Origin of the sequence: Acidipropionibacterium thoenii DSM 20276, assembly GCF_000423445.1 — a bacterium.
Classification (GTDB): domain Bacteria; phylum Actinomycetota; class Actinomycetes; order Propionibacteriales; family Propionibacteriaceae; genus Acidipropionibacterium; species Acidipropionibacterium thoenii.
This window is the reverse complement of sequence record NZ_KE384018.1, coordinates 166,375-179,143: the sequence shown is the minus strand read 5'-3', so window position 1 is coordinate 179,143 and position 12,769 is coordinate 166,375. Positions and strand designations below refer to the sequence as shown.

Sequence of the window (12,769 nt, the reverse complement as noted above, 5' to 3'; positions counted from 1 at the left end):
ATCTTCGCTGATCTGTCTTGGAATCAAGATAGTTCATCGCGGCGGGGTGTACGACACCGGCCCCGCTGTTCTCGCACGCCGGGTACCTCATGCTGCCCTGTCGGTACCTCATGCTGCCCTGTCGGTACCTCATGCTGCCCTGTCGGTACCTCATGCTGAGGGCGCCAATCGGGTGAGGGTGTTGATGAGCCGGTCCGACAGATCTCCGTCACGGGCATCGGTGAGATTGGCCAGCAGCTTGTTGACCAGCTTCATCAGGGACTTCCGCGGCAGCCCGTAGGTCGTGCACATCCGCATCACTCTCGGATCGCCGATGAGTTTCACGAAGATGGTCCCGAGCCGGTAGTAGCCGCCCAGCCGGGCCTTCAGACAGCTCTGGTAACCCTCCAGGGCCTTCTCGGCCGAGGAACTCCCGGCGCCGCGGTAATGGGCCTCGGCGATCGCATCGGCTGCCATCTCGCCGGCCTCCATGGCGTAGTCGATGCCCTCCCCGTTGAAGGGATTGACCATCCCTGCGGCGTCTCCCACCAGGAGCAGACCCCGACGGTAGGCGGGAGCCCTGTTGAAGGCCATCGGCAGCGCGGCCCCGCGGATCGGGCCCTCCTGATTGTCCTCGGTGAGCCCCCACTCGGGCGGGGTGTGGGACAACCAGCGTTTCATCAGCCCCCGGTAGTCGGTGTTGCGGAAGGCATCGGAGGAGTCGAGCATTCCCAGCCCCACGTTGACCGTGCCGTCGGGCTCGGGGAAGGCCCAGCCGTAGCCGGGCAGCAGGGCCGACTCGTGGGGCTTGCCGTCCCACAGCTCCAGCCAGGAGCTCAGACAGTCGTCCTGGGACATCGGGGAACGGAAGTAGGTCCGCACCGCCACCCCCATCGGGCGGTCCTCGCGCCGATGGATGCCCATCCGAGTGGCCAGTCTCGAGGAGACTCCGTCGGCGCCGACCACCACCGGGGCACTGAAGGTGCGGCCGTCCCTGGCGCGGACGCCGGTGATCCGGTCGGTGCGCGGATCGATGACCGGCTCGGTGACGTTGACCCCGGTGATGAGCTCGGCTCCCTGGGCCGCGGCGTGCTCGGCCAGGAACTGGTCCAGCACCGCCCTGCGGCAGACCATCCCGAAGTCCGGGAAGTCGGACAGCTCAGGCCACTCCATCACGAAGGAGGGGATGGTGCCGCCGTAGATGCGAAGCCCCCTGGTGTGCTTCCAGCCGGCCTGCTCGGAGACGTCGACGCCGAGCCGGATGAGTTGCTTGACGGCACGCGGGGTCAGCCCGTCCCCGCAGATCTTGTCGCGGGGGAAGACGGCCTTCTCCAGCAGGGTGACGTGCAGGCCTCGGCGGGCCAGGTGGGCGGCAGTGGCCGACCCACCGGGTCCGGCGCCGACCACGATGACATCGGACTCATGGCGGCCGCCACGAACCGAGTGGCTGCGGGCGGCGTCGACCCCGGGACCGGGCCCGTTGTCCCGCTGCTGCGCCATGACCGCCTCCTCATTGAACCGTGGCTCCGAGTCTATGGCCCCCCGGTGGCCGCGTCACATCCGTGCACTGCGTTCCGACAAGGGGAGACGCCGGCCACACCGGGACGGAATTCGCCACACCGGAGTTTCAGAAATCGGAACTCGCGCCATGACAGCAGATTGATCAGGTATCGCGCCTCGTAGCGGCGACTGGACCCCTCCGACCCGGTGAGCACATCTCTACCGATACCCGGTCTGGCTGGGAGGACGTGCACGCATTCGCATGCCGGGCCGGTATTGTGCTCACTGTGATCGTCAATCCAGGATCGAGCCGGCTGCGCGCCCGCACCGTGGCCATCCCTGACCCTGGATCCCTCCAGAGATATCTCACCCCGCGCAACAGCATGTGCCTGTTGCACGGCAAGGAGGGGATAGTCGGGCTGGGCGAGATCGCCCGCTTCGAGACGGACTCCCCCGGTGCCGCAGACGTCTGGTGGGAGGCGTTCTGCGCCGACATCGAGAATGAGACGGAGATGCCGGGGGTGCACGGCACCGGACCGCTGGCCTTCGGCTCCTTCACCTTCGACGGCGACCGGTCGACCTCGCCGTCGGTGATGATCGTTCCGGAGACCGTCATCGGGCGCCGGGCCGGTTACTGCTGGCTCACCCAGATGTCCTACGACTCGGTGCATGCCGATCCGCCGCAGGTCCAGCCGCCACCCCGCAAGCCCACCGGCCTGGAGGTCTCCGACGGGGTGATCACCGCCGAGGGCTGGGTGGAGCGCGCCACTCAGGTCCGCGAGATCCTGGGCGAGGACCTGCAACGCGTGCTGCTGATGCGCGACCTGATGGCCCACACCGATACTCCGGTGGACCCTCGCTGGATCGTCAAGCTGTGCGCCGACGTACTTCCCGGCTCCTGGACCTACCTGGTGCAGGGGGCAGTGGGAACGACGTCGAAGCTGGTGGTACGACAGATCGACGGCCTCATCACGACTCGGACGCTGACCCACGGGCCAGGTGGCACGATTGACCCGGTACCTCAGTTGCTGGAGGCCCTGCACGGCCGTGGTTTCTACGCCAGACAGCACCAGCGGGCGGTGCGCTGGTCCGAGGAGACGCTGCGACCCTTCTGCCGGTCGATCGAGGGCTCTCCATTCCCGGGGCTCGTCACTGCCGCCTCCGACCGGCTACTGGCGACCGACATCACCGGGGCTCCGCTTCCCACCACTCGTTCGCTGGCCGCAGTCGCGGCGATCCATCCGGCCCCCTTCGTCAGCGGCCTGCCGCCGTGGAAGGCCCTGGAGACGATCGCCGAGGTGGAGGGGGTCGACCGTGGCAGAATCTCCGGGCCGATCGGCTGGATCGATTCCGAGGGCGATGGTGAATGGGTCACCGACTGGCGCGGCGCCCAGATCGACGCCACCGACCCGAACCTGGTGCATGTCTTCGTGGGCCAGCCGGTGGCCCGCGACGACGACGTGAACCTGCTGGCCGCCGAACTCGAGGAGCGGATCGCCTCGACCCTCAGCCTGGTGAGGTAACGCGTCGCCCCGGCTGGGGCGACGCGTCTGGTCATCGCCTCTTGCGGGTGACGACCTTCGTGCCCGACGAGCCACCAGCACCCCCGGACCCACCGCGCCTGGTGCGCGCCATTTCGGCCTGGGCCTCCTTCTGCTTCTCGAGCAGCTCCTCCTGGTTGATGCCGCCCATCCGCAGGATGGCGTAGGCGATCACCGCCACCACGACGGAGATCCACGGCGACAGTCCCAGCACGATCCAGATCGTGATGAGGGCCACCATGTCCAGGCCGCGGACCAGGTTGAACATCAGACCTGGAGGCATCGCACCCATCTGGGTGGCCACCATCGGCGCCGAGTAGTCGGCGGATTTCGCCGAGACCCAGCGGATCGCGCCGATGTAGCCGGCGGCCGCGGTGATGACGGCCAGCATGACGGCCTGGATCCACGGCGTGTGGCTCGCCGAGCCCACCCCATGGAAGGCGGGCACCACGGCGATCGCCCACAACCCGGCCAGCACACCAGGAACCACCGAGGCCGAGGTGCGCACCTGGCTGGTGGTGAACGGCAGGCAGCGCATCAGGCCCTTGGTGCGCGACAGCACCCGCAAGGTGGTGAAGAACGGGATCAGCGCCGCGACCAGCACCAGCGCCGAGATGGTCGAGGAGAACCGGCCCATCCCCAGGGCCTCCACGGCGTAGGGCACCACCGCAGTGACCGCCAGTGCCAGCAGCGGGCGGGGGAACCGGATGAGACGCTGGACGTCGCGCCAGACCAGGGTCTGCAGGCCGAGCCCACGGCCACGGGTGGGGCGCACCTGGCCGCGTTCCACGGCGTCCCGCTCCTGGAGGATGTCGCGCATCAGGGCGAAGTCCAGGGCGAAGGCGGCGCCCTGCATGCCGGCAGCCAGGGAGCCTCCCGACATCAGCCGGGCCCGCCGGATCCGGTTCAGCCGCATCCGCGCCAGCACCCCGGAGACGATCAGCAGCAGGACCCCGCCCGCAGCCACCCCCCAGGCGGACTGCAGAGCCACCGAGGTGGTGATCTCCAGATGGAACCAGCCGCTCGCCGAACCCACCACGGCCAGCAGGGCGCACAGCCCGGCCAGACCGGCCAGACCGCCCACCAGCTTGACGGTCCAGACCCGCTCGGCACCCTGCTGGGCGGCTGCGAACGCCACCACTCCGCAGGCGGCGAAACCGGTGGCCACCGTCCAGGCGATGATCGCCTGTCCCGAGGAGCCGGTCAGCGCCGACATCAGGGCACCGATCGCGGCACCCCCCACGAAGGCGGCTGCGATCGCGACCCACAGGCGATTCACCAGCACCCGGGAGCGGTTGATGGGAGAGTCCAGCAGCCAGAATCCCTCGGCCGCCGAGGCCAGCACCGGGCCGAAGATCCGCGCCGCCATCATCGCGAAGGCCAGGACCCCGGCCAGTGCCGCCCAGGGCAGCAGCTCACGGGCGGTCCGGCAGCCGGTCGCCGAGCAGGTCGCGGCCTGGCCCTGGGCCTGAATGATGAGGCTGACGAGCATCGCCAGCACCACGGCCAGGGAGAACAGCAGCACATAGCCGTCGCTGAGCGCCTGCCAGATGTTCCTGGTGGTGCGGCCCTTGCGCCAGTCCCCCATCAGCAGCAGCAGCTGCTTCTCGTCGACCTCGCCCTGCCAGAACTCCTCGGGCTGGTGGTCGATGATGAGGTCGGGCAGCGCGACGTCGGCGATCTCGGCGTCCTTGGACTCCAGGGGTCTGGCTCCCTGGTGCTCGACCGAGTTCTGAGCGGCCTGGTTCTGCCCGCCCTGTGCGGCGGGCCGGTTCTGACCGCGGCCCTTGCGGTTGCGTCCGCGGCTCATCCGCGCTGCCCTCCCAGCGCCACGGTCCGGGCGCCGAGGGCCTCCAGCAGGGAGGGTTCATGGGAGGCCATCAGAATCGCCAGGTCGTGGCTCATCTCCTCGCGCAGCCGGGTGCCGAGCCAGGCGATCCCCTCGACGTCCAACCGGGCCTCCGGCTCATCGAGGACCAGCAGTTTCCGGGGCCGCACGAAGGCGGTGGCCAGCGCCAGACGCCGCCGCTGACCGGTCGACAGGGTACCGGGCAGCTGCCCCGACTGAGGCACCAGCTGGACCTCCTCCAACACCTCGTCGACCAGGGCGTCCGCCTCAGCCAGACCGTGGGCCCGGGCCAGCAGATCCAGATGCTCGACCACCGACAGATCGGGGAAGAAATCCAGGTCATCGATGACGGTGGCGACATTGCGGCGGAACTCGGCGCTGGTCTCACTGACCGGCTTGCCGAGGACCTCCACCGTTCCGGAGGTGGGCCGGTCGGCCCCCACCACGCAGCGCAGCACCGTCGACTTGCCGGCACCGTTGCGCCCGGTCAGCGCCACCGCCTCCCCGGCGTGCACGGTGAAGGACAGATTCTTGATGACGGTGTGATCGCCGTAGGACTTGGTGACGTCCTTGACAACCAGGACTGGGGAGGGAGAGGCCATGATGGCTATTGTCCCGCACCCGCCGACAGCCCCCAAACCCGGGCGATGGGCTCGCGAAGCTGTGGAAGACTTGGCGCCGTGTTGACGACCCGGGCCACCCTTGACAAGCACCATGACGACGTCGCCTCGATGTTCGACGGCGTGGCGAAGCGCTACGACCTGATGAACTCCATCATGACGATGGGAGCTGTCGACCACTGGCGCGACCTGGTCGTCGAGGCCGTCGAGCCGGCACCGGGCCAGACGATCCTGGACCTGGCAGCCGGCACCGGGACCTCGTCCGCCACCTTCGCCGCCCACGGCGCCGAGGTCTACCCCACCGATATCTCGATGGGGATGCTCCAGGTCGGTCACCAGCGCCAGCCCGGGCTGCATTTCGTGGCGGGCGACGCCACCCGGCTGCCCTATGCCGACGACTCCTTCGATGCCGTCACCATTTCCTACGGGTTGCGCAATGTGGAGAACACCTCGGCAGCTCTGGCCGAGATGCTGCGGGTCACCAGGCCCGGCGGGCGCCTGGTGGTCTGCGAGTTCTCCACTCCGACCTGGTCGCCCTTCCGTCATCTCTACAAGGACTACCTGCTGGCCGCCATCCCGGCGATGGCCCGGCTGGCCGCCAGCAATCGGGATGCCTACGACTACCTGGCCGAGTCGATCCTGGCCTGGCCCGACCAGCGCACCCTGGCCGATCTGATGGCCGGGGCCGGCTGGCAGGCAGTGGCCTGGCGCAACATCTGCGGTGGCATCGTGGCCCTGCACCGGGCGTGGAAGGCATGACCCAGGAGCACCGATTGAGGCAACCCGAACCGGCGGACGTCCAGCACCAGCAGATCCTGCTGGACTGCTGGGCCGCCCGCTCCTGCCCGGTCAAGATCCACAACGCCTTCGACCCCACCATCGCGGCCCTGCCGCGCCCCGACCAGGAGGGCGACGCCGAGCTCTTCGCCGACTCCCGGCAAGTGGTGGACGCCGCCTGCGACCGGCTGGCCGCGGTCCGGGGGGCGGTGGACCTGCGACAGGCCCAGAACCTTGGATCGGCCACCGTCGATGCCCTGGCCGCCGGCGCCCCGGTGATACTGGCCCCCGCCCTTGCCAGCTCGGCGGCCGGCCACCGGCGGGGATCCCCCGAGGTGCTGGTGAGAGCCGGAGTGACCTCCTCCGGCACCCCCGGATACCTGCCGGTGGTGATCACCCCGCACCGTATCCTGGAGCGCCACCACACCCGCCACCGGTTCACCTGGGCCAGTTCGCTGGCCGCCCCCGACCCCTCCGCGGCCCAGCTGGCCACCGATCAGACCTTCCGCTCGGCACGGCAGGGACCGCTGCTGCAGGCCGCCCACCACTGGCGGCTGCTGGAGGATCTGGGGCTGCTCCCGGCGGCGGACCCGCTACCGGCCCCGCGGATCGCCGGGATCATCGGCACCGACCAGATCGACCTGTTGGAGGGCGACCAGGGAGTCTCCTGGCTGGACCTGGACCACCGCTTCATCCGGACCTTCTCGCGCACCGCAGCCTCGGGCTGGCGGCGTCGCTCGGTGCTGGCCCGCTACGACCACGAGCACGACTTCCGGGTCTCGGTGGCCCGTCACGCGATGACCTCGCCGGATCACCCGATGGTCGCCCCGATCGTGGTGCGCGAGTGCGAGTCCTGCCCCTGGTGGCGGGTCTGCGAACCGCAGCTGGACGACGCCGACCTGTCACTGCGGATCTCCAAGGCACCACTGGACGTCCGCGAGATCGCCACTCTGCGGAGGCTGGGAGTCAGCACCGTCGACGAACTGGCCGACGCCGACCTGGACTCCCTGCTGCCCGACTACCTGCCCCAGGTCCAGCACCGCCCCCAGCCCGAGCGGCGGATCCGGCTGGCCGCCCGCCGGGCCCGGCTGATCCGCGACGGGGTGGCCCTGGAACGCAATGATGACGATCCGATCTCGCTGCCAGCCTCGCGCCTGGAGATCGACTTCGACATCGAGACCTCACCCGACGACCGGGTCTACCTGTGGGGATTCTGGGTCGACGACGCAGATCGGCTGCTGGCCACCAGCGCCGGGCACACAAGCCCCTACTACCTCGCCTTCTCCTGCTTCGAGGACCTGGATGACGCCACCGAGGCGGCCCTGGCAGCACGAGCCATCGGCTGGCTGGATGACGCCGTGAGAGCCGAACCGGGATGTGTCATCGTGCACTACTCCGACTACGAGAAGGTGCACCTCCGCCGATTCGGACGCAGGTCCACCCCGGCCGGATCCCGGACCGCCGGCCAGGTGAACCACCTGCTGGCCTCGGGCTGCTTCCTCGACCTGTTCACGGTGATGACCCGGCACTTCTTCGGCACCGCGGGGCTGGGGCTGAAAGCCGTCGCCCAGGCCGGGCCCGGATTCCACTGGAGAGACGCCGAGCCGGGCGGGCTGAACTCCCAGGTCTGGTGGGACCAGGCGGCCCACGATGCCGATCCGCAGCTGCGGGAGTCGGCCGCGCGCCGGGTGCTGGACTACAACGAGGACGACGTGCGGGCCACCTACGCGCTGCGGCACTGGCTGCGCCGGTGCCAGCCGGCAGCCCCCGCCGAGCCCTGAACCGCCCCTCTCCCTCGCGCTGTGCGCGGAACACCCCTGACGTTGGCACCCGACCCTCGTAACCTTGCCAGCTGTGCGTTCTCTGACCCGAATCCTGCGGTTCACCAGCTCGCTGTGGCGTCACTACGTCGGTGTCGTCCTCTCGGCGGTGGTGGTGGCCCTCACCGCCCTGGCGGTGCCCTTCGTCATCGCCCGTGCGACAGATCTGGCCGTCGACGGGGTGCGCACCGGCTCCCACCACATCGAGGCGATCCTGTGGATGGCGGTACTGCTGCTGGCGATGGATCTGATCAACTCGGTGGCCACCAATGTCAACGGCTGGCTCGGCGATGTGATGAGCGCCAGGATGCGCGAGATCCTGTCGAGCCGCTACTTCGCCAAGCTGCTGTCGCTGCCGCAGTCCTGGTTCGATGAGGAACTCACCGGTTCGATCACCAACAAGCTGACCCGCTCGATCACCAATATCACTGATTTCGCGAAGGCCTTCGCCAACAACTTCTTCACCCTGCTGCTGACCACCGCGGCGGTGCTGATCATCTCGGCCTGGTACTACTGGCCGCTGGCGGTGCTGCTGGCGGTGGTCTTCCCGCTGTATGTCTGGCTCACCGCGCTCACCTCGCGGCACTGGCAGGCCCGCCAGGACATCATCAACGAGCACCTGGACACGGCATCGGGTCGGTTCCAGGAGGTCATCTCGCAGATCCGGGTGGTCAAGTCCTTCGTCACCGAACGCATGGAACAGCGCGGTTTCGACGACCACTACGAGGCCACCATCGTCACCACCAAGGAACAGTCCACCCACTGGCACCTGATGGACACCCTGCGTCGGGCGGTGCTCAACGTCATCTTCTTCGGGATCTACGCGATCATCTTCGTCCAGACCGCCCGCGGATTCTTCAGCATCGGCCAGATGGTTCTGCTCATCCAGCTGATGACGATGGCCCGCCAGCCGGTGCAGATGATGAGCTACATCATCGACAACGCCCAGCGGGCGATCTCCGGGTCCAAGGACTACTTCGCTGTGATGGCGACCCGGCCCTCCTACACCCGGCCGCTGCCAGATGCCTCCACCCCGGCCGTCATCTCGATCACCCCGGACCGCCCAGCTGTGGAGTTCCGCGACGCGGTGTTCTCCTACGACGGGCCGAACCGGGTCATCGACCAGGTGAGTTTCCAGATCGGCAAGGGGGAACGGGTGGCCCTGGTCGGGGAGTCGGGCGGCGGCAAGTCGACCATCGTCAACCTGCTGCTGGGGCTCTACCCGCTGCAGGCCGGCCAGATCCTGGTCGGCGGCCAGTCCATCGCCGAGCTCCCGGTCGCCGAGCTGCGCCACAGCATCGGAGTGGTCTTCCAGGATCCGTCACTGTTCTCGGGAACCATCCGGGAGAACATCGCCTACGGCTCTGAGGCCACCGACGCACAGATCACCGAGGCCGCCCGTCGGGCCTACGCCGACCGCTTCGTGACCCGCTTCCCGGAGTCCTACGACACCCTGGTCGGCGAACGCGGTATCAAGCTGTCGGGGGGTCAGAAGCAGCGCATCGCGATCGCCCGTGCAATCCTCAAGGACGCCCCGATCCTGGTGCTCGACGAGGCCACCTCGGCCCTGGACACCAAATCGGAGAGATGGGTCCAGGCCGGTCTGGAAGCCCTGATGGAGGGCCGGACCAGCCTCATCATCGCCCACCGACTGTCGACCATCTCCGGGGTCGACCGGATCGTCACCCTGGATCAGGGCCGGGTCGACGAGATCGGGACGCCCCAGGAGCTGGCCTCGTCCGGTGGCATCTACGCCGAGCTGCTGGCCCTGCAGGCCTCCAGTTCCAAGGCCGATCGCAAGCGCCTGGAGCAGTTCGGCATCAAGTTCTGAGATCCGCTCAGAGGATCTCGTAACGGTGCGAGTAACGCGGGGTGGCCTGCATATCGGCCACTGCGGCCTTCCAGGTCAGGTAGTGCTCGGTGGTGCGGTGCGCCTCCACCGCGTCGATGTCGCGGTACTCCTCGACCAGGGTGAAGTTGGTCGGCACGTCGAGCTGGCGCACCAGGTCGAAGCGGGTGACGCCGGGCTCGGTGCGGCTGGCCACCGCATTGGCCGTGCTGGCCTCGATGAATGCGGCGACGCACTCGGGCTTGATGTCCAGGAATGCCAGGGTGATGATCATCAGCTGTCCTCTCAACGATGGGTGGCGTGAAACCTCTCATCAACCTATCGAAGGAGTTCCCGGCCGCACTCACCCTCAGCCGAGGATCGCACCGACGAGCAGCCCGACCGACCCGGCCAGTTCGGCGAGACCGGTGCTCTTCAACGTCGTCACCAACACCATCCCGGTGGCTCCGGTGACCATCGAGCGCACCGGCCCTGCCAGGAAGACCACCATCACCAGTCCCAGCAATGCCCACCAGGAGGTGATCGCCGCCACCATGACCACACCGATCACCGCCAGCGCCGCCAGCACCAGATAGAGCGCCCTGGTCCCGGCGTCACCCAGCCGAGTGGCCAGGGTCCGCTTGCCGGACGCACGGTCCCCCTCGATGTCGCGCAGGTTGTTGGCCACCAGCACGGCGCAGGCCAGCAGGCCGAAGACGACCGACGCCACCCAGGTCGCGGCATCCACCCTCCCGGCGACCACATAGGTCGTCCCTGCCACCGCGACCAGTCCGAAGAAGACGAAGACGAAGATCTCCCCCAACCCGGCGTAGCCGTAAGGATGGGAGCCACCGGTGTAGAACCAGGCCGCCAGCACGCAGGCCACTCCCACCGCCAGCAGCCACCAGTGGCCGGTCAGCACCACCAACGCGAGGCCGGCCAACCCGGCGATCCCGAAGAAGCCGAATGCCGCCGCCCTGACCTGTCCGGGCCGGGCGGCACCCGAACCGACCAGCCGCAACGGGCCGACCCGGCCGGGTCCGTCGGAGCCCCGGATACCGTCGGAGTAGTCATTGGAGAAGTTCACCCCGATCACCAGGGCCAGTGCCACCACCAGGGCCAGCACTGCCGGCAGCAGGCTGAAATGCCCGATCGCCACCGCCGAGGAGACCCCGGCGATCACCGCCGAGGCCGAGATCGGCAGGGTCCTCAACCGGCCCCCCTCCACCCACTGGCCGATCGTCGCCATCTCTCTCCCGTCTCCAGACCTCGCCTCGCACACGAGCGTCACACCCGTGCATCCGCCCCCCGACCTTCTCACACCTGATCGCTCATCCGGGACAGCGCGACTGAGCGAAGTGCACAACTTCGGCGACGAGGGTTTAGCGTTGTCCGAGTCGCACATGACCCGGCGGCCGGCCGACCCCGGTGGATGAGTCGGGCAGATCAGCTGGGCGGATCAGCCGAGCAGAACGGGGCCCCACCAGGCATGAGAACGATGTTCGCCAGCATGGCCATCCCGAACTACCGGATCTTCTTCGCCGGCACCCTGCTGGCGAATCTCGGGCAGTGGATCGCGCGCACCGCCCAGGCCTGGCTGGTGCTGGTGATCCTCACCGACCACAACGCCACCGCGCTGGGCTGGGTCACCGCCATCAACTTCCTGCCCGTGCTGCTCATCACCCCGTGGGCCGGCGCCCTGGCAGACCGTTTCCCCAAGCGCCGGATCATGGTGACCGCCCAGCTCGTGCTGCTCATCGACGCCGCGATCCTCGCCCTGCTGGTGCTGAGCGGACATGCCCAGCTGTGGATGGTGTTCATGTTCGCCGGCCTCGACGGCATCGCCTCCTCCTTCTACTCCCCGGCGATGCAGTCCTTCGTCCCCGAACTGGTTCCGCTGTCCCAGCTCACCAACGCGATCGGCCTCAACAGTGCCTCCTTCAACGGCGCGCGCATCCTGGGGCCCGGCCTGGCGGGACTGCTCATCGCGGTCTTCGGGGTGGGCTGGGTGATGACGATCAACGTCGGTCTCTACCTGCTGTTCATCGCCTCCCTCGTCCTCCTCAACAGCGAGCAGCTCCACCCCGCCCCGATCGCCACCGAGAAGGCCACCGTGCGCGACGGCGTCCGATATGTCCGCGGTCGCCCCGATCTGGTGCTGCTGCTCTTCATCGGCTTCATGATGGGGACCTTCGGCTTCAACTTCAATATCTCGGACGCCGTGATGGCCACCCAGGCCTTCGGGAAGGGCTCCGGGGAGTTCGGCCTGCTCGGCTCGGTGATGGGTGTCGGGGCGATCATCGGTGCCCTCCAGGCGGCTCGGCGTCAGCCCCGACTGCGCTACATCGAGTTGGCCCTGGTGGTCTTCACGATCTCGATGACCGCGGCCACCTTCGCCCCCAAGTACGGCATCTTCGCCGCCCTGATGGCCCCGGTCGGCTGGGGTGCGGTGACCACCACCATCGTCGCCAACTCGATGGTGCAGACCTCGGTCTCCCCGCAGATGCGCGGCCGGGTGATGAGTTTCTGGGCTCTGGTGGTGATGGGCGGGACGCCGCTCATCGCGCCGGTGGTGGGCTGGCTGGGAGATGCCATCAGCCCGCGGGCCACCGTGGGCTTCGGGGCGGTCTTCCTGGGACTGACCTTCATCGCCGTCACTGCGGTGGTGATGCGCAATGACCGGATCCGGGTGCACTTCGACCCCTCCAAGAAGGCTCCCTGGCTGCGGATGGTTCGAGGCCGGGTGACCGTCGACTACGACCGGCACGTGCGCTGAGTGGAGTCCGCCCTCGATCCGCCGGACGCCGGCCCCGTGGTGCCTTGGCCGGGCCCCCACGGGGTGGTTGACTTGAGCT

9 protein-coding genes and 1 pseudogene are annotated in these 12,769 nt (G+C 68.5%); 5 read left to right on the top strand and 5 right to left on the bottom strand.

Annotation, left to right across the window (positions count from 1 at the left end):
* Window positions 1-150 precede the first annotated feature (150 nt).
* A complete protein-coding gene (locus G554_RS0110230; protein ID WP_084648467.1) occupies window positions 151-1,479 on the bottom strand; it encodes a geranylgeranyl reductase family protein in 1,329 nt (442 codons plus the stop codon).
* Between the two features lie 287 nt (window positions 1,480-1,766).
* Between G554_RS0110230 and G554_RS0110225 the strand changes: the two genes are divergently transcribed.
* Window positions 1,767-3,002 carry a chorismate-binding protein gene (locus G554_RS0110225; protein ID WP_027587809.1) on the top strand — a complete coding sequence of 412 codons (1,236 nt, stop codon included), beginning with the start codon at window positions 1,767-1,769 and terminating at the stop codon, window positions 3,000-3,002.
* Window positions 3,003-3,033: 31 nt separating this feature from the next.
* On the opposite strand, the pseudogene G554_RS0110220 reads toward G554_RS0110225, so the two are convergent.
* Together G554_RS0110220 and G554_RS0110215 are read right to left on the bottom strand one after the other, a co-directional pair.
* Window positions 3,034-4,754 (bottom strand): annotated as a pseudogene (locus G554_RS0110220) (DUF6297 family protein); the annotation flags it as partial.
* Between the two features lie 72 nt (window positions 4,755-4,826).
* On the bottom strand, window positions 4,827-5,480 hold the full coding sequence (locus tag G554_RS0110215) for an ABC transporter ATP-binding protein (protein WP_027587807.1): 654 nt from the start codon (window positions 5,478-5,480) through the stop codon (window positions 4,827-4,829).
* Between the two features lie 120 nt (window positions 5,481-5,600).
* Between G554_RS0110215 and G554_RS0110210 the strand changes: the two genes are divergently transcribed.
* The 3 genes from G554_RS0110210 to G554_RS0110200 all read left to right on the top strand — a co-directional run bounded on the left by G554_RS0110210 (window position 5,601) and on the right by G554_RS0110200 (window position 9,917).
* Window positions 5,601-6,248 (top strand): demethylmenaquinone methyltransferase, encoded by a 648-nt coding sequence (locus G554_RS0110210; protein WP_245570037.1) that lies wholly within the window; start codon window positions 5,601-5,603, stop codon window positions 6,246-6,248.
* 14 nt (window positions 6,249-6,262) lie between these two features.
* Window positions 6,263-8,047, top strand: a complete 1,785-nt coding sequence (locus G554_RS0110205) for a TM0106 family RecB-like putative nuclease (RefSeq protein ID WP_245570027.1) — start codon at window positions 6,263-6,265, stop codon at window positions 8,045-8,047.
* Between the two features lie 73 nt (window positions 8,048-8,120).
* The gene (locus tag G554_RS0110200; RefSeq protein WP_084648466.1) at window positions 8,121-9,917 is read left to right on the top strand and encodes an ABC transporter ATP-binding protein; all 1,797 of its coding nucleotides are present in this window, start codon (window positions 8,121-8,123) and stop codon (window positions 9,915-9,917) included.
* 7 nt (window positions 9,918-9,924) lie between these two features.
* Here G554_RS0110200 and G554_RS0110195 read toward each other — a convergent pair whose 3' ends face one another.
* Window positions 9,925-10,209 (bottom strand): putative quinol monooxygenase, encoded by a 285-nt coding sequence (locus G554_RS0110195; RefSeq protein WP_036925372.1) that lies wholly within the window; start codon window positions 10,207-10,209, stop codon window positions 9,925-9,927.
* A 75-nt stretch (window positions 10,210-10,284) separates the two neighbouring features.
* Window positions 10,285-11,163: a 1,4-dihydroxy-2-naphthoate polyprenyltransferase gene (locus G554_RS0110190; RefSeq protein WP_027587802.1), complete on the bottom strand. Its 879-nt coding sequence runs from the start codon at window positions 11,161-11,163 to the stop codon at window positions 10,285-10,287.
* 249 nt (window positions 11,164-11,412) lie between these two features.
* On the opposite strand from G554_RS0110190, the gene G554_RS0110185 reads away from it, so the two are divergent.
* On the top strand, window positions 11,413-12,690 hold the full coding sequence (locus tag G554_RS0110185; RefSeq protein ID WP_027587801.1) for an MFS transporter: 1,278 nt from the start codon (window positions 11,413-11,415) through the stop codon (window positions 12,688-12,690).
* Window positions 12,691-12,769: the final 79 nt, after the last annotated feature.

What these genes read in the sequence shown, in the direction of transcription:
- G554_RS0110230 (WP_084648467.1), bottom strand. Translation starts at nt 1,479, where the DNA reads ATGGCGCAGCAGCGGGACAACGGGCCCGGTCCCGGGGTCGACGCCGCC.
- G554_RS0110210 (WP_245570037.1), top strand. Translation starts at nt 5,601, where the DNA reads ATGTTCGACGGCGTGGCGAAGCGCTACGACCTGATGAACTCCATCATG.
- G554_RS0110195 (WP_036925372.1), bottom strand. Translation starts at nt 10,209, where the DNA reads ATGATCATCACCCTGGCATTCCTGGACATCAAGCCCGAGTGCGTCGCC.
- G554_RS0110190 (WP_027587802.1), bottom strand. Translation starts at nt 11,163, where the DNA reads ATGGCGACGATCGGCCAGTGGGTGGAGGGGGGCCGGTTGAGGACCCTG.
- G554_RS0110185 (WP_027587801.1), top strand. Translation starts at nt 11,413, where the DNA reads ATGTTCGCCAGCATGGCCATCCCGAACTACCGGATCTTCTTCGCCGGC.